The sequence below is a fragment of the Streptomyces sp. NPDC048185 genome (assembly GCF_043202495.1).
Classification (GTDB): domain Bacteria; phylum Actinomycetota; class Actinomycetes; order Streptomycetales; family Streptomycetaceae; genus Streptomyces.
Genome location: NZ_JBIDAN010000024.1, coordinates 1 through 15,655, shown reverse-complemented (window position 1 = coordinate 15,655; position 15,655 = coordinate 1). Strand labels below are relative to the sequence as shown.

General features: G+C 72.9%; 12 protein-coding genes and 1 pseudogene. 8 read left to right on the top strand and 5 right to left on the bottom strand.

Annotated elements, in window-relative coordinates; translation table 11 throughout:
- Positions 1-626 precede the first annotated feature (626 nt).
- Positions 627-2,360 carry a cytochrome c oxidase subunit I gene (gene ctaD, locus ACGF3H_RS36075; RefSeq protein WP_362492215.1) on the top strand — a complete coding sequence of 578 codons (1,734 nt, stop codon included), beginning with the start codon at positions 627-629 and terminating at the stop codon, positions 2,358-2,360.
- 75 nt (positions 2,361-2,435) lie between these two features.
- Here the strand turns inward: ctaD and ACGF3H_RS36070 are convergent, their stop codons facing one another.
- Together ACGF3H_RS36070 and ACGF3H_RS36065 are read right to left on the bottom strand one after the other, a co-directional pair.
- Positions 2,436-3,395 (bottom strand): D-2-hydroxyacid dehydrogenase family protein, encoded by a 960-nt coding sequence (locus ACGF3H_RS36070; protein ID WP_362492218.1) that lies wholly within the window; start codon positions 3,393-3,395, stop codon positions 2,436-2,438.
- A 1-nt stretch (position 3,396) separates the two neighbouring features.
- Positions 3,397-3,906, bottom strand: a complete 510-nt coding sequence (locus ACGF3H_RS36065) for a hypothetical protein (protein WP_362492220.1) — start codon at positions 3,904-3,906, stop codon at positions 3,397-3,399.
- A gap of 117 nt (positions 3,907-4,023) precedes the next feature.
- Here ACGF3H_RS36065 and hemB point away from each other — a divergent pair, with 117 nt between their 5' ends.
- The gene (hemB, locus tag ACGF3H_RS36060) at positions 4,024-5,016 is read left to right on the top strand and encodes a porphobilinogen synthase (RefSeq protein ID WP_362492222.1); all 993 of its coding nucleotides are present in this window, start codon (positions 4,024-4,026) and stop codon (positions 5,014-5,016) included.
- 43 nt (positions 5,017-5,059) lie between these two features.
- Here the strand turns inward: hemB and ACGF3H_RS36055 are convergent, their stop codons facing one another.
- Complete coding sequence (locus ACGF3H_RS36055) at positions 5,060-5,824, bottom strand: DUF4232 domain-containing protein (RefSeq protein WP_362492225.1); 765 nt, start codon at positions 5,822-5,824, stop codon at positions 5,060-5,062.
- 209 nt (positions 5,825-6,033) lie between these two features.
- Here ACGF3H_RS36055 and ACGF3H_RS36050 point away from each other — a divergent pair.
- The 5 genes and pseudogenes from ACGF3H_RS36050 to ACGF3H_RS36030 all read left to right on the top strand — a co-directional run.
- Positions 6,034-6,225 (top strand): annotated as a pseudogene (locus ACGF3H_RS36050) (helix-turn-helix domain-containing protein); the annotation flags it as partial.
- A 717-nt stretch (positions 6,226-6,942) separates the two neighbouring features.
- Positions 6,943-7,950 carry a transcriptional regulator gene (locus ACGF3H_RS36045; protein ID WP_362492535.1) on the top strand — a complete coding sequence of 336 codons (1,008 nt, stop codon included), beginning with the start codon at positions 6,943-6,945 and terminating at the stop codon, positions 7,948-7,950.
- 66 nt (positions 7,951-8,016) lie between these two features.
- Complete coding sequence (locus tag ACGF3H_RS36040) at positions 8,017-9,246, top strand: PLP-dependent aminotransferase family protein (protein WP_362492227.1); 1,230 nt, start codon at positions 8,017-8,019, stop codon at positions 9,244-9,246.
- A 71-nt stretch (positions 9,247-9,317) separates the two neighbouring features.
- Positions 9,318-10,166: an arylamine N-acetyltransferase gene (locus ACGF3H_RS36035; protein WP_362492230.1), complete on the top strand. Its 849-nt coding sequence runs from the start codon at positions 9,318-9,320 to the stop codon at positions 10,164-10,166.
- A gap of 143 nt (positions 10,167-10,309) precedes the next feature.
- Entirely contained in the window at positions 10,310-11,263 is a 954-nt protein-coding gene (locus ACGF3H_RS36030; RefSeq protein WP_362492231.1) for a hypothetical protein, read from the top strand.
- Between the two features lie 66 nt (positions 11,264-11,329).
- On the opposite strand, the gene argS is transcribed toward ACGF3H_RS36030, so the two are convergent.
- Entirely contained in the window at positions 11,330-13,090 is a 1,761-nt protein-coding gene (argS, locus tag ACGF3H_RS36025) for an arginine--tRNA ligase (RefSeq protein ID WP_362492233.1), read from the bottom strand.
- A gap of 163 nt (positions 13,091-13,253) precedes the next feature.
- Between argS and lysS the strand changes: the two genes are divergently transcribed.
- Positions 13,254-14,996: a lysine--tRNA ligase gene (gene lysS / locus ACGF3H_RS36020; protein ID WP_362492235.1), complete on the top strand. Its 1,743-nt coding sequence runs from the start codon at positions 13,254-13,256 to the stop codon at positions 14,994-14,996.
- 116 nt (positions 14,997-15,112) lie between these two features.
- Here the strand turns inward: lysS and ACGF3H_RS36015 are convergent, their stop codons facing one another.
- A complete protein-coding gene (locus ACGF3H_RS36015; RefSeq protein ID WP_362492237.1) occupies positions 15,113-15,496 on the bottom strand; it encodes a hypothetical protein in 384 nt (127 codons plus the stop codon).
- Positions 15,497-15,655 lie beyond the last annotated feature (159 nt).

Genomic DNA, 15,655 nt, shown 5'->3' with positions numbered 1-15,655 from the left:
GGGGGGGGGTGTGGGGGGGGGGGGGGGGGGGGGGGGGGGGGGGGGGGGGTGGGGGGGGGGGGGGGGGGGGGGGGGCGGCGGGGGGGGGGGGGGGGGGGGGGGGCCGGGGGGGGGCGGGGGGGGGGGGGGGGGGGGGGGGGGGGGGCGGGCCGCCCCCCCCCGCCCTTTTGGGTGTCCGGGGGACGGCACGCGCTTCCCCGAGATGCGAGGACGGGTGACAGCCGGTCAGATGGGTCCCGTGAGAGGACACCTGACGATGGCCGCCACAGCAGACACCCGCCGGCGTCGCGCGGACGCGCGGTCCGGGTGCGGCGTGCTTCCCGGTCGCAGCCCGTGATCCGCCGGGCCGGGGCACGCGCCGGCGAGCGGGAGGTCCCGCTCACCACCGAGGGGAAGCACTGCGCCGACCGGGCGGCGGCCGAACCGGTGCCTCCACGGGCCTCGGTGCCCGGCGCGCCGGCCGGCGGCCGACCGGGCCCGGTGCTCCCGCGGTCTCGTGACGGCGCGGCCCGTGCGGCCGGCTCACCGCACCGGCGGCCGGCCGGCCATCCGGCCGCGCCCGTTCGACGGCCTCGGACCTCGGGCCGGCCCGTCCTCCATCGGTGACCGTTCCAGGAGAGACCCCCATGACCGCAGTGGAGCACCCTTCCCGTCCCACGATCCAGCCACCCCGGCGCAAGCCCGGGAGCGTCGTCGTCTCGTGGCTGACGACGACGGACCACAAGACCATCGGCAGCATGTACATCATCACGTCCTTCGCCTTCTTCCTGATCGGCGGCGTGATGGCCCTGGTGATCCGGGCCGAGCTGGCCCGGCCCGGCCTGCAGATCGTCTCGACCGAGCAGTTCAACCAGGCGTTCACGATGCACGGCACGGTCATGCTGCTGATGTTCGCGACGCCGCTGTTCTCCGGCTTCGCGAACTGGATCATGCCGCTGCAGATCGGCGCCCCGGACGTGGCCTTCCCGCGGCTGAACATGTTCGCCTACTGGCTCTACCTGTTCGGCTCGCTGATCGCCGTGGGCGGCTTCCTCACCCCGCAGGGTGCGGCCGACTTCGGCTGGTTCGCCTACTCGCCGCTGTCCGACGTGGTGCACTCGCCCGGTGTCGGCGGTGACCTGTGGATCATGGGTCTGGCCTTCTCCGGCTTCGGCACCATCCTCGGCTCGGTCAACTTCATCACCACGATCATCTGCATGCGCGCGCCGGGCATGACCATGTTCCGCATGCCGATCTTCACCTGGAACGTCCTGCTGACCGGTGTGCTGGTCCTGCTGGCGTTCCCGGTGCTGGCCGGGGCCCTGCTGGCGCTGGAGGCGGACCGTACGTTCGGTGCGCGCGTCTTCGACTCGGCCAACGGCGGAGCGCTGCTGTGGCAGCACCTCTTCTGGTTCTTCGGCCATCCGGAGGTGTACATCATCGCGCTGCCGTTCTTCGGCATCATCACCGAGGTCATCCCGGTCTTCTCCCGGAAGCCGATCTTCGGGTACTTCGGCCTGGTGGCCGCGACGATGGCGATCGCGGGTCTGTCGGTGACGGTGTGGGCCCACCACATGTTCGTGACCGGCGGTGTGCTGCTGCCGTTCTTCTCGTTCATGTCCTTCCTGATCGCGGTCCCGACCGGGGTGAAGTTCTTCAACTGGGTCGGCACCATGTGGAAGGGCAGTCTGTCCTTCGAGACGCCCATGCTCTGGGCACTGGGCTTCCTCGTCACCTTCCTCTTCGGTGGCCTGACCGGGGTCCTGCTGGCCTCGCCGCCGATGGACTTCCACGTCTCCGACTCGTACTTCGTGGTGGCGCACTTCCACTACGTGGTCTTCGGCACCGTGGTGTTCGCGATGTTCGCCGGCTTCTACTTCTGGTGGCCGAAGTTCACCGGCAGACTGCTCGACGAACGCATCGGCAAGGTCCACTTCTGGACGCTGTTCGTCGGCTTCCACACCACCTTCCTGGTCCAGCACTGGCTGGGCGCCGAGGGCATGCCCCGGCGGTACGCGGACTACCTCGCCTCCGACGGCTTCACGGCCCTCAACACCGTCTCCTCGATCGGGTCCTTCCTCCTCGGGGCCTCGATGCTGCCGTTCCTCCACAACATGTGGAAGACGGCCAAGTACGGCAGGGATGTCGGCGTGGACGACCCGTGGGGCTACGGCCGGTCGCTGGAGTGGGCGACATCCTGCCCGCCGCCGCGGCACAACTTCGTCACCCTGCCGCGCATCCGCAGCGAGTCGCCCGCCTTCGACCTGCACCATCCCGGCCTGTCGGCAGCCGAGCAGGAGGAGAACATCGGCCGCCGCGACGTCGTCGAGCCGGAACCGCACGGCGGTGCGAACCGGCCCCCGCTCGGCGGCGGCGAGTAGCTGCCGGCGGGCCCTGCGCGGACGCCGGGCCGTCGCGCCGCGGCTGCCGGTGCGGGGCACGAGCCGGGCGGGGCTTCAGCCGAGGCGGCGGACCGGGCTGCCGGTGAGGTAGGCGGCTATGGCTTCGACGGCCTGGCCGTAGTACGTGGCGTAGTTGCGCTGGGAGACGTAGCCCAGGTGCGGGGTGGCCAGCAGGCGCGGGGCGGTGCGCATCGGGTGGTCGGCGGGCAGCGGTTCGGTGTCGAAGACGTCGACCGCCGCGCCCGCGATGCGGGCCTCGCGCAGGGCGGTGAGCAGCGCGTCCTGGTCGACGAGCGCGGCGCGGGAGGTGTTGACCAGGTAGGCGGTCGGTTTCATCAGGGCCAGGTCGGCGGCGCCCACGATGCCCCGGGTGGTGTCGCCCAGCACCAGGTGGAGCGAGACGAAGTCGCTGGTGCGCAGCAGTTCCTCCTTCGAGGGCGCGAGTGCGGCGCCGACCTCGTCCGTGCGTTCCTCGGTGAGGTGGGGGCTCCAGGCCGTGACCTCCATGCCGAAGGCGAGCCCCACCCGCGCCACCCTGCTGCCGATCTTGCCCAGTCCGAGCAGGCCGAGGCGGCGGCCGTGCAGGTCCGCGCCGACCGTGGACTGCCACGGGCCGCCCGCCCGCAGGGCGTTGTTCTCCGTCACGAGGCCGCGGGCCAGGCCGAGGAGAAGCGCCCAGGTCAGTTCCACCGGCGGGGTGGGGGAGCTCTGCGTGCCGCAGACCGTGACGCCGTTGCGTTCGGCGGCCGCCCAGTCGATGACCGAGTTGCGCATGCCGGACGCGACGATCAGCTTCAGCCGGGGCAGCCGGTCGAGGAGCGAGGCGGGGAACGGGACGCGTTCGCGCAGGGTCACCGCGATGTCGAAGTCCGCGAGTGCCTCCGCCAGTTCGTCTTCGGTGGCGAAGTGCTCGGTGAAGGCGGTGACCTCCACCCGGTCGCCGACGGGGCTCCAGTCGGCGACGGTGGTGGCGACGTCCTGGAAGTCGTCGAGTACGGCGCAGCGCAGGCGCATGTCAGCCCTCTCCGGTGGGTCCGGTGTCTCCGCCACGGGACGGGCGGGGGTCCTCGGATTGTCCAGCACGGCGGTGCGGCCGTGCCCGGCGCAGTGCCTGGGCGACGGCCGCCGCGGGGGCGAGCACGAGGACCGTCAGGCCGGTGAGGACGACCGGGTTCACCCAGCCGGGCACCAGCTCGGTGCCCACGCCGTCCGGTGTGACGCACTGCACGCTGACCGGCAGCGTCATCCGCGTCACCACATGGTCGCCGCGCGCGCCCGCGGCCGCGCACATCTGGTCGGGGTCGAGGATGTAGAACCCCTGGTCCACCCCGTACGCGTAGGCGCCGAGGGCGGTCGCGCCGGCCAGCACGGTCAGCAGCGTCAACGACCCGGTGCCCGGCGGGCGCCTCCAGTCGCCGGGGTCCCGGCGCCACGCGCGCACGGCGAGCGCCGTCGCGGTGCTCAGGACGACGAACGGGGTCGTGAGGGGTGCGAGGGTCAGGATCAGGAAGAGGAGAGCCGCCACGTCTGCTCGGACAGCGTTCGGAAGTGATCGGTTCCGGTCCGCGGGCGCGATCGGACGGCCCGGGGCCCGACTCCGCGTCGGCAAAGGCACGGCGGGGGCGGGCGTAGCGTAGGTGGTATGACGACGTACGGATCCTTTCCCGGTACCCGGCCCCGGCGGCTTCGGACCACTCCCGTCATGCGTCGGATGGTCGCCGAGACGCGGCTGCATCCCGCCGACCTGATCCTGCCCGCCTTCGTGCGGGAGGGCGTGAGCGAGCCGGTGCCGATCGCGGCGATGCCCGGGGTCGTGCAGCACACCCGGGACAGCCTGAAGAAGGCCGCCGCCGAGGCGGTCGAGGCCGGGATCTCCGGGATCATGCTGTTCGGCGTGCCGGAGGAGGCCAAGAAGGACGCCGCCGGGACGGCGGGGACCGACCCGGACGGGATCCTCCAGGTCGCCCTGCGGGACGTGCGGGCCGAGGTCGGGGACGAACTGCTCGTCATGTCCGACCTGTGCCTCGACGAGTTCACCGACCACGGGCACTGCGGTGTGCTCGACGACCAGGGCCGGGTCGACAACGACGCGACGCTCGAGCGGTACGCCGAGATGGCCCAGGTCCAGGCCGACGCCGGCGCCCACGTGGTCGGTCCCAGCGGGATGATGGACGGCCAGATCGGGGTCATCCGCGACGCGCTCGACCAGATCGGCCGGGAGGACGTGGCCGTCCTCGCCTACACCGCGAAGTACGCCTCCGCCTTCTACGGGCCCTTCCGCGAGGCCGTCGGGTCCTCGCTCAAGGGCGACCGCAAGACCTACCAGCAGGACGGCGCCAACGTGCGCGAGTCGATGCGGGAGCTGGCGCTGGACCTGGAGGAGGGCGCCGACATGGTGATGGTCAAGCCGGCCGGCCCCTACCTCGACATCCTGGCCAAGGTCGCCGAGGCCGTGGACGTGCCGGTCGCCGCCTACCAGATCTCCGGCGAGTACTCGATGATCGAGGCCGCCGCCGAGAAGGGCTGGATCGACCGCGACCGGGCCATCCTGGAGACGCTCACCGGCATCAAGCGGGCCGGTGCCCGCAACATCCTGACCTACTGGGCCACCGAGGTCGCTCGCACCCTGCGCTGAGCGACCTCCCCCGGTGCCTCGCGCACGAGGTGCGGGCACCCCTTCAGAAGCCGAGCGCCGCGTCCATGTCGGTCTGCCAGTAGGTGACCGTCAGCGCGGTGTCCACGTACACGCCGCCGGCGGGCAGGGCGACCGTGGCGACGGAGCCGTCCTCGAAGGGGATGGTGAGGGTGTTCGTCTCGTAGCCGTTCTCGCCGCTGCCGTCGCCGGCCGACAGCACCACCCCGGCGTAGCCGGCCTCGCCGGGCGCGAGCCCGGTCAGCGACTGCGGCTTGGTCGCCTCCGCGACCGGCGGCACCGACTGGGCCTCGCCGAAGCGGGCCGCCGGGTACGGGGGCAGCATGCACGTCTTCGCGCCGGTGTTGGTCGCGGTCAGCAGCAGGTGGTTGAGCGGGCGGGACACCTTCTGCGCCGTGATCTTCACGTCGGACGCGGAGCAGTTGCCGGGCATGTCGTCCTCGTCGCCGCCGCCCTGCGCGCCGGAGCCGCTGTCGCCGCCGGCCGTGCCGGACGGAGCGTCCTTGCCGCCGGAGCCCGAGGAGCCGGTCGAGCCCGCGGAGCCGGAGGAACCGGTGGACCCGTGGGTGCCGGCGCCCGAGCCCGTCGTCGTACCCGACGAGCCCTTCTCCCCGCCCGTGGAGGCGGAGGTTCCGGTGGACGGGGTGCCCCGGTCCGAGGCCGTGGTGGAGGTGGACGGGACGCTCTCGGCGCCCGTGTCCGAACCGCCCTCACAGGCCGTCAGGGCGAGCGCGGCCAGTGCGACCGTGGTGGCGGCGAACAGGCGGGTACGGGTGGTGCGTGCGGACATGAAGGGGCCCCGTTTCGATGGACGTCGGGTGAGCCGCTCGACCGTTCGCCGGGAGCGGCTGCTTGGATGACCACAGCTTGGGGTCCGAGCCGTCCCGCGCGCCAGCGGAGCCGCCGCATGCGGGACAATGGGATGCCGAAAGCGGCTCTGACCTGGGGAAACGGTGTCCCTCTGGGATGCGGTACGGGGATGCGGGATAGGGAGAAACGGTGGCGGGGGACGACTTCGCGGGACTGCTGCGGGAGCTCAAGGAACGGTCCGGGCTGAGCTACGGGGCCTTGGGCAAGCGGCTGCACATGAGCGCGTCCACATTGCATCGGTACGTCAGCGGGGAGGTCGTACCCGTCGAGTTCGGGCCCGTCGAGCGGCTGGCCCGGGTGTGCCGGGCGACCCCTGAGGAACTGCTCGAACTGCATCGCCGCTGGATCCGTGCGGATGCGCTGCGCGGCGTGAAGAAGGCGGAGGACACCGGGCGGCAGACGCCGTCGGCGGGGGCGGCGGAAGCGGCGGGGGCGGCGGGGGCGGCCGGAGCGGCGGAAGGCGCCGCGCCGACGCCGGGACAGGCTCCCGCCCAGACGTCTGCCCCTGAACCGGCGTCCAGCTCCGAGCCGGTGCCTGGTTCCGGGCCGGCGTCCAGCTCCGAGCCGGTGCCTGGTTCCGGGCCGGCGTCCGGTCCCGGGTCGGCGCCCGGTTCCGGGTCGGCGTCCGGCCCCGGGTGGGAGGCCGCCACGGGACCGACGTCCGCACCTGGACCGGCGTCCGCCACGGGACCGACGTCCGCACCTGGACCGGCGTCCGCCACGGGACCGACGTCCGCACCTGGACCGGCGTCCGCCGCAGGGCCGGCTTCCGCGGATGGATCGGCCTCCGCCCCCGGGTCGGCTTCCGCGCATGGACCGGTGTCCGGCCCAGGGTCGGCTTCCACCCTCGGGTCGGCTTCCGTACATGGACCGGCGTCTACCGCAGGGTCGGCTTCCGCGGATGGATTGGCCTCCACCCCCGGGTCGGCTTCCGCGCATGGACCGGGCTCCGGACCAGGCTCGGCTTCCACCCCCGGGTCGGCTTCCGCTCACGGGCCGGCGTCCGCCCCCGGGGCGGGGGGCGGTTCCGGGGCGGCGGTGGGCATCGGGCCGGCGTCCGACGGCGGGTCGGGGGACGGCTCCTACGACCTGGACGAGCCCTCCGCAGCGGAGCGCCCCGCTCCGTCGCGCCGGCGGCGGCACCGCACCGCCCTCTACGCCGCGACCGGTGTCGTCGTCATCGCCGGTGCGGTGGCGCTGGTGGCGAACCTCGTGCCGGGCACCGGTGACGGCGGGCAGCACGGTCCGGCCGGGGCCGCCGGGGCCACCGTGTCGGCCACCGCGCCGGTCTCCGGGACCGCCGCCACCCGGACGGCGTCGCCGAGCGCGAGCGCCTCCGCCTCCGCCTCGGCGTCCGCGTCCCCGTCGCCCTCCTCCTCCGCGTCCGCCTCGGCGCCCGCGTCGCGCGAGAGCAAGGCAGCGTCCGGCCGCCCCGCCCCCGCCGCCGGCCCGGCGCTCACCGTGGCGACCACCCCGTACTTCTGGGACTCCCCCTGCGACCACGCCTTCCTGGTCGACCGCAGCCCGCAGAACGTGCTGCCCCCGCCCCCGCAGCAGGACGCGGTCGGCTGGGCCACGGCGTACGGCGCGGTGTCCGCGAACCGGCAGACGGTCCGCCTCACCGTGCAGGGCACCGGCGAGGAGACCGTGGTCCTGGAGGACCTGCACGTCCGCGTGGTGAGCAGCAGCCCCGCACTGGACTGGAACCAGTACGTGATGGGCAACGGCTGCGGCGGCGGAGTGGACACCGCGTCCTTCGACGTCGCGCTGGACCTGGGCACCCCGCTGGCGATGCCGGTCGCGGGGCAGCGGGACTTCCCGTACAAGGTCACCGAGTCCGACCCCGAGGTGTTCCACGTCAAGGCGCACACCAGCGACCACGACGTCAGCTGGTACCTGGAGCTGGAGTGGTCGAGCGGGGAGCGGCACGGCACCCTGCGCATCGACGACCACGGCAAGCCGTTCCGCACCAGCGCGTCCAAGGACGCTTCCTACTACGCCTATCCCCTCGGCAGCCACGCCTGGGAGTACGTCGAGGGGACCTGATCCGCACGCGTGTCCGCATCACGGAAACGTCCTTGTAGGCGGCACGTACTTCCCTAGGCTGCGGCCATGACAGTGACTCAGGACGCCGCCACCGCCGCCACCGCATCCCTGCCGCCGCTCGCCGCGCGGACCCGGTCGATCGGCGGTTCGCCGGTACGGGACATCCTCGCCGTCACCGCCCGCCCCGAGGTGATCAACTTCGCGGGCGGGCTGCCGGCCCCCTCGCTGTTCGACGCGGAGGGCATCGCCGCCGCGTACCGGGCCGTCCTCACCGAGGTGCCCGCGCAGGCGCTCCAGTACTCCACCACCGAGGGCGAGCCCACCCTGCGGGCCGCGCTCGCCGCCCGGACCTCGGCACGCGGGCTGGACACCGACGCCGACGACGTCCTCGTCACCACCGGCTCGCAGCAGGCCCTGTCGCTGCTCGCCACCGCCCTCGTCGAACCCGGCGACACGGTGCTCGTCGAGAGCCCCTGCTACCTGGCCGCGCTCCAGGCCTTCGGCTTCGCGGGCGCCCGCGTGATCGCCGTGCCCGGTGACCAGGACGGGATCGACCCCGTGGCGCTGGAGGAGCTGGTGGTGCGCGAGCGGCCCAAGCTGCTCTACACCGTGCCCACCTTCTCGAACCCGACCGGCCGCACCATGCCCGCCGCCCGCCGTGCCGCCGTCGCCGAGGTCGCCGGCCGGTGCGGGGTGTGGATCGTCGAGGACGACCCGTACGGGGAACTGCGCTTCGAGGGCGAGCGGGTGCCGTGGATCGCCTCCTACGAGGGTGCCCGGGACCGCACCGTGCTGCTGGGCTCCTTCTCCAAGGTGATGGCGCCCGGTCTGCGTCTGGGCTGGCTGCGGGCGCCCGCCGGGCTGCGCCGGGCCTGCGCGGTCGCCAAGCAGGCCGCCGACCTGCACACCCCGACCGTCAACCAGCTCGCCGCCGCCCGGTACCTGGCCGACAGCGACCTGGACGCCCACGTCGCCCGTGTCGCCGCCGCCTACGGGGAGCGCCGGGACGCCATGCTCGCGGGGCTGGCGGAGGCGCTGCCGGCGGGGTCGGAGTGGACCCGTCCCGAGGGCGGCATGTTCGTGTGGGTACGGCTGCCGGAGGGGTACGACACCACGGCGCTGCTGCCCGGCGTGGTCGGGCACGACGTGGCCTACGTCCCCGGCGCCCCCTTCTACGCCGGTGAGCCCGACCGCGCCACGATGCGGCTGTGCTTCGTCACGCAGACACCGGACGAGATCGCGGAGGGGCTGCGGAGGCTGGGCGCGGCGCTGGGGGACCTGGGTCTGTCGGCCTAGGACGAAAAGCCGGGGGCCGGTCCGGCCGTGGACGGCGGACGGGGTGGGCGGCGCGTCCCTAGGGTGGCGGTATGGCTGACAGCGCACGGACCACACCGTTCGACCTCGACGCGTACCTCGGGCGGATCGGCTGGGAGGGGGAGCGGCGGGCCGACGTGGCCACCCTGCGGGGCGTCCACCTCGCCCATCTGAGGGCGATCCCGTTCGAGAACCTCGACGCCCTGGGCGGCACCGCCCCCTCCCTCGCCCCGGCCGACCTCATGGCGAAGCTGGTCCACGGGCGGCGGCGCGGGGGGTACTGCTACGAGCACAACACGCTGTTGGCGCTCGCCCTGGAGGCGCTCGGGTTCGGGGTGACCCGGCTGACCGCGCGGGTCGTCGTCGGCGCCGACCGGATCGAGGACCGGCCCCGCACCCACATGGCCCTGCTGGCCGAGGTCCCCGGCGACCCCCGGCCGTACCTGGCCGACGTCGGCTTCGGTGCCGTCGGGTCCCTGCTGGAGCCGGTGCCGCTGACCGCGGACACCGAGTTCCGGGACGCCGGGCGCCGGCACCGGCTGGTGCACGTACCGCACCGGGGGCCGCTGCGGATGTGGGTGCTCCAGGCGCACGGGGCGTCGGCGGAGGCCGGCTGGCAGGCGCAGTACGCCTTCACGCTGGAGCCGTTCGAGCAGCCCGACTACGAGGTCATCAACTGGCACATCGCCACGAACCCCCGGTCGCCCTTCGCCCGCCGCCCCTATGTGCAGCGCCTCACGGCGGACGGGCACCTGCTGCTCGACGGCGACCGCGTCACCGAGACCCGCGCCGACGGCACGGTCACCGAACGGAAACCGGGCGACGACACGCAGGTGCGCCGGGTGCTGGCGGAGGAGTTCGGCATCGACGCCCCGGACGGGCTGCGGCTGACCGGCCGGTGACGCGTCCGTGCCCGGGGTGACGTGTTGCGGACTGTGTGCTTCCAGTGGTTTGTGTGAAGCGTTCGGGGATAGCAACTGGACGTCATGCAGCACTTGTTGGGGCACTTCCAGGGGTGCCCCGTCTCATGGAGGGGGAGACATCCGTGCGTATCCGCACCGGGTGGCGACGCAAGGCGGCCGGCGCACTGGCGGGACTGACCGCGGTGGCCGGCGTGACGGTGGGCCTGACGGCACCGGCGCAGGCGGCCGCGGGCACGCCGGTCGCCACGACGGCGTACCGCCACACCAGCGAGGCCGGTGACTACGTCGGACAGGGCGGCAGCGTCGCCTTCACTCCCGCCACGGCCACCATCGGCGTGACGGGGACGGCCGAGCGGGTCCGGCTCCGGCTGCTGACCGACGACACCTGGTGGGAGGTGGAACTCGCCGCACCCAAGGGCGACACCCTCCGCCCGGGCGTCTACCGCGACGTGGAGAAGGCGGCGTTCCGCACGGGCCGCGCGCCGGGGCTGGACGTCGGCGGCGCGGGCCGCAGCTGTGACGACGTCTACGGCCGGTTCTCCGTCAACCAGATCGAGACCGATGCCTCGGGGGCGGTCACCGTCCTCGACGCCACCTACGTCCAGCGCTGCGGGAGTGCCACCGCGCCGGCCCTGAAGGGCACGGTCAAGTACAACGCCTTCCCGCTGTCCTACTCCTACTCGTCCGACCCCGACGACTGGATCGCGCGGGGTGCGAGCGGCACCCACAGCGGCGCGACGAGCATCTTCGGCCTGCGGCCCTGGGCCGGCGGCAGGGGGCTCCAGTACAACGTGGAGGGGAAGCGGGAGGACTTCTCGGCGCTCATGACGCCGCCCACCGGTGCGGTGTTCGAGGCGGGCCGCACCTATCCGATCGCAAGGACCGACTCCGAGGGGGTGGCCGGGTTCAGCGTCTCCGGCAACGGGCGCGGCTGCAACACGGTCACCGGCACGCTGACGATCACCAGGCTGGCCCGTGACGAGGCCGGTGCCGTGACGGCCTTCGCGGCCACGTTCGTCCAGCACTGCGAGGGCGCGGAGGCCGCGCTGCGCGGGACGATCCGCTACTACGCCTGACGGGCTCCGGAACGGACGAGGGAGGCTCGCACCCCGTGCGGGTGCGCGCCTCCCCTGCGTGTCGGCTCAGAGCCGCTCGGGCGTCCTGATGCCCAGCAGGGCCATGCCCCGGTGCAGGGTGCGGGCCGTGACGTCGCACAGGAACAGGCGGTTCTCCACCTGCTGGGGCGTCTCGGCCTTCAGCACCGGGCACTTGTCGTAGAACGTCGTGTACAGCGACGCCAGCTGGTACAGGTACGCGGCCAGCTTGTGCGGGGCGTACTCCGCGGCCGCCTCGAAGACCGTGTCCCCGAACGCGTCCAGGTGCAGGCCCAGCGCACGTTCCGCCGCGTGCAGCTCCAGCTCCGGGTGGGCGGCGGGGCGGACCTCGCCGGCCTTGCGGAGGATGGACTGGATCCGGGCGTACGCGTACTGGAGGTAGACGCTGGTGTCGCCGTTGAGCGAGACCATCTGGTCCAGGTCGAACTTGTAGTCGCGGTTCGGCGACGTCGACAGGTCCGCGTACTTCACGGCGCCGATGCCGACCTGCGCGGCCCGCTCCTGGATCTCGTCCTCGGTGAGGTCCCGCGCCTTCTCCCGCACGACCTGCGCGGCCCGCTGTACGGCCTCGTCCAGCAGGTCCTCCAGACGCACGGTCTCGCCCGCACGCGTCTTGAAGGGCTTGCCGTCGGCGCCGAGCACCGTGCCGTAGCCCATGTTGTGCGCGGTGACGTCGTCGTTCAGCCAGCCGGCCCGGCGGGCGGTCTCGAAGACCATCCTGAAGTGCAGCGACTGGCGCACGTCGACGACGTACAGCAGCGTGGTCGCGTGCAGGTCCTGGACGCGGTTGCGGATCGCGGTCAGGTCGGAGGCCGCGTAGCCGAAGCCGCCGTCCGCCTTCTGCACGATCAGCGGGACCGGCTGGTCGTCCTTGCCGCGGATCTCGTCGAAGAACACCACGAGAGCGCCCTCGGAGCGCACCGCGACGCCCGTCTCCTCCAGGATGCGGGCGGTCTCGGGCATGCCCTCGTTGTACGCGGACTCGCCGACGATCTCGTCGTCGCGGATCTCCATGTCGAGCTTCTCGAAGACGGAGTAGAAGTACACCTTCGACTCGTCCACGAACTGCTGCCACAGCTCCAGCGTCTCCTTGTCGCCGGACTGGAGGGCGACGACCCGCTTGCGGGCCCGCTCCTTGAACTCTTCGTCCGCGTCGAAGACAGCGCGCGACGCCTTGTACACCCGGTTGAGGTTCGACATGGCCTGCTCGCCGTCGACGTCCTCGGCCGGGGCCAGCTCGCCGGGGTGCTCGAACAGGTACTGGATGAGCATGCCGAACTGGGTGCCCCAGTCGCCGATGTGGTGCCGGCCGATCGTCCGCTCGCCGGTGAAGTCGAGCATGCCGCGCAGGGCGTCGCCGATGACGGCCGACCGCAGGTGGCCGACGTGCATCTCCTTCGCCACGTTCGGCTGGGCGTAGTCGACGACCGTGACGCCCGCGTCCTCCTTCAGCGGCACGCCGAGGCGCTCGCCGTCCGCGAGCCGCGCGGCGAGGTTCGCGGTGATCGCCCGGTCGGCGACGGTGACGTTGAGGAAGCCGGGGCCCGAGACCTCGACGTCCTTGATCAGCTCGTCGCCGGTCGTGATGTGGGCGACGACCTCGGTCGCCAGCTCACGCGGGTTGGCCTTCGCCTTCTTGGCCAGGGCGAGGATGCCGTTGGCCTGGTAGTCCGCCCGGTCGCTTCGTCGCAGCAGCGGGTCCGCGCCGGCGGCCTCCGGCCGGGTGGCCGTGAGGGCGGACGCGAGGTGCTGCCGGACGGAGTCGCTGAGGGACGTGACCGAGGCCATGGAGTGGCTGCCGTTCTGCTCGGGTTCCTGGAAGTAGTACAGAAACCGAGTATCCCATGCGGTGAAAAGCGGTTTTCGCGGATGCGCGCCGGGCTGGGAGAATGGAGCGGTCAGCCGTGCGACCCGTACCGGCTGCTCCCGGAGAAGTTTCAGGAAAGAGGACGTGCCGATCGTGGCTCAGAGCACAGAGACCACCGACTGGGTCTCCCGTTTCGCGGACGAGGTCATCGCCGAGTCGGAGCGTCGTGCCCCGGGCAAACCGGTCGTCGTCGCGTCCGGCCTCTCCCCCTCCGGCCCCATCCACCTGGGCAACCTGCGCGAGGTCATGACGCCGCACCTGGTCGCCGACGAGGTCCGCCGCCGCGGCCGCGAGGTCCGGCACCTGATCTCCTGGGACGACTTCGACCGCTACCGCAAGGTGCCGGCCGGTGTCCCCGGCGTCGACGAGACCTGGGCCGAGCACATCGGCAAGCCGCTGACCTCCGTCCCGGCGCCCGAGGGCTCCGCCCACCCCAACTGGGCCGAGCACTTCAAGGCCGCCATGGTCGAGGCACTGGCCGAGCTCGGCGTGGAGTTCGACGGGATCAGCCAGACCGCGCAGTACACCTCCGGCGTCTACCGCGAGCAGATCCTGCACGCCATGAAGCACCGGCGGGACATCGACGCGATCCTCGCCCAGTACCGGACCAAGAAGGCCCCGGCGAAGAAGCAGCAGCAGAAGCCGGTCGACGAGGCCGAACTGGAGGCCGCGGAGGGCTCCGGCGCCGCCGCCGAGGACGACGGCAGCTCCGGCTCCGCCGGGTACTTCCCCTACAAGCCGTTCTGCGGCAACTGCGAGAAGGACCTCACGACGGTCACGGGGTACGACGACGACTCGACCGAGCTGACGTACGCCTGCACCGCCTGCGGCTTCTCCGAGACGGTCCGCCTCAGCGAGTTCAACCGCGGCAAGCTGGTCTGGAAGGTCGACTGGCCGATGCGGTGGGCGTACGAGGGCGTGATCTTCGAGCCCAGCGGTGTCGACCACTCGTCCCCCGGGTCGTCGTTCCAGGTCGGCGGGCAGATCGTCGGCATCTTCGGCGGCGAGCAGCCGATCGGCCCGATGTACGCCTTCGTCGGCATCAGCGGCATGGCGAAGATGTCCTCGTCCAAGGGCGGCGTGCCCACCCCGGGCGACGCCCTGCAGATCATGGAGCCGCAGCTGCTGCGCTGGCTGTACGCCCGCCGCAGGCCCAACCAGTCCTTCAAGATCGCCTTCGACCAGGAGATCCAGCGGCTCTACGACGAGTGGGACCGCCTGGACGCCAAGGTGGCCGACGGCAGCGCCCTGCCCGCCGACGTCGCCGCGTACGAGCGCGCGGTGCGCACGGCCGCCGGTGAGCTGCCGCGCACGCCCCGGCCGCTGCCGTACCGGACGCTCGCGTCCGTGGCCGACATCACCGCCGGCCACGAGGACCAGGCGCTGCGCATCCTCAGCGAGCTCGACCCGGCGAACCCGCTGGGCTCGCTGGCCGAGGCCCGGCCGCGCTACGACAAGGCCGAGGCGTGGATCAACACCCACGTCCCCGCCGACCAGCGCACCGTCGTCCGCGACGAGCCCGACGCCGAGCTGCTGAAGTCCCTCGACGAGCCGTCCCGGCAGTCGCTGCGGCTGCTGCTCGACGGCCTGGCCGAGCACTGGTCGCTGGACGGGCTCACCCACCTGGTCTACGGCGTGCCCAAGGTCCAGGCCGGGTTCTCCGCCGACGCCACGCCGAAGGAACTGCCGCCGGAGATCAAGACCGCCCAGCGGACCTTCTTCGCGCTGCTGTACCACCTGCTCGTCGGCCGCGACACCGGCCCGCGCCTGCCCACGCTGCTGCTGGCGGTCGGACAGGACCGCGTGCGGACGCTGCTGGGGGAGTAGGCCCGCCGGTCGGAATGTGAGAGGGGGCGCCCGGCTTCGGCCGGGCGCCCCCTCTCACGTCCGTGTCCCTGCGGTCCCGGGCGTGTCCCCTGTGGTGGGGCAGCGCGTCCCCCGGGTCAGCGGGTCAGTGCGAAGCCCGCGAAGAGGACGCCGACCAGGCAGACCGCGAAGAAGGCGAGATGCCGGCGCGGCGGCCTGATGTGGTCCGTCGCCTCGCCCCTGCGCCACCGTTCGAGGATCTCCGCGAACATCCTCCGCTGGGGGAGCAGGCCGAGGGTCAGGCCGATGTGGGCGCACGCGTACATGACGAGCGCTCCGGCCAGGCCTATGCCCTGCGACCGGCAGACGACGACCAGGAACGCGCCGCCCACGACCATGACCGCCGGGAAGGCGATGCGGAACCCCCGCAGGGGGATCCAGCTGCCCAGGGCGCAACTCGACAGGGCGGTGGCCGCCGCGGCCAGCAGCCACAGCCAGCCGATGGGTACGGACGTGAGCATGAGAGGTGCCCTTCTGCACCGGCGGGGGCCCGCCCGGGGGGGCGGGGCCGGGCCCCCCCGCCCGCTGACCGGGGGGGGGTGAACCGGCGCTAACCCCCAAACGGGACACACCGTACCCCTGGTTGGGGCGATGGTGTCGCGGCCCCGCGGCGGGACCCC

Coding starts and splice junctions, on each gene's coding strand:
- ctaD (WP_362492215.1), top strand. CDS start 627: ATGACCGCAGTGGAGCACCCTTCCCGTCCCACGATCCAGCCACCCCGG.
- ACGF3H_RS36070 (WP_362492218.1), bottom strand. CDS start 3,395: ATGCGCCTGCGCTGCGCCGTACTCGACGACTTCCAGGACGTCGCCACC.
- hemB (WP_362492222.1), top strand. CDS start 4,024: ATGACGACGTACGGATCCTTTCCCGGTACCCGGCCCCGGCGGCTTCGG.
- ACGF3H_RS36055 (WP_362492225.1), bottom strand. CDS start 5,824: ATGTCCGCACGCACCACCCGTACCCGCCTGTTCGCCGCCACCACGGTC.
- ACGF3H_RS36040 (WP_362492227.1), top strand. CDS start 8,017: ATGACAGTGACTCAGGACGCCGCCACCGCCGCCACCGCATCCCTGCCG.
- ACGF3H_RS36035 (WP_362492230.1), top strand. CDS start 9,318: ATGGCTGACAGCGCACGGACCACACCGTTCGACCTCGACGCGTACCTC.
- argS (WP_362492233.1), bottom strand. CDS start 13,090: ATGGCCTCGGTCACGTCCCTCAGCGACTCCGTCCGGCAGCACCTCGCG.
- ACGF3H_RS36015 (WP_362492237.1), bottom strand. CDS start 15,496: ATGCTCACGTCCGTACCCATCGGCTGGCTGTGGCTGCTGGCCGCGGCG.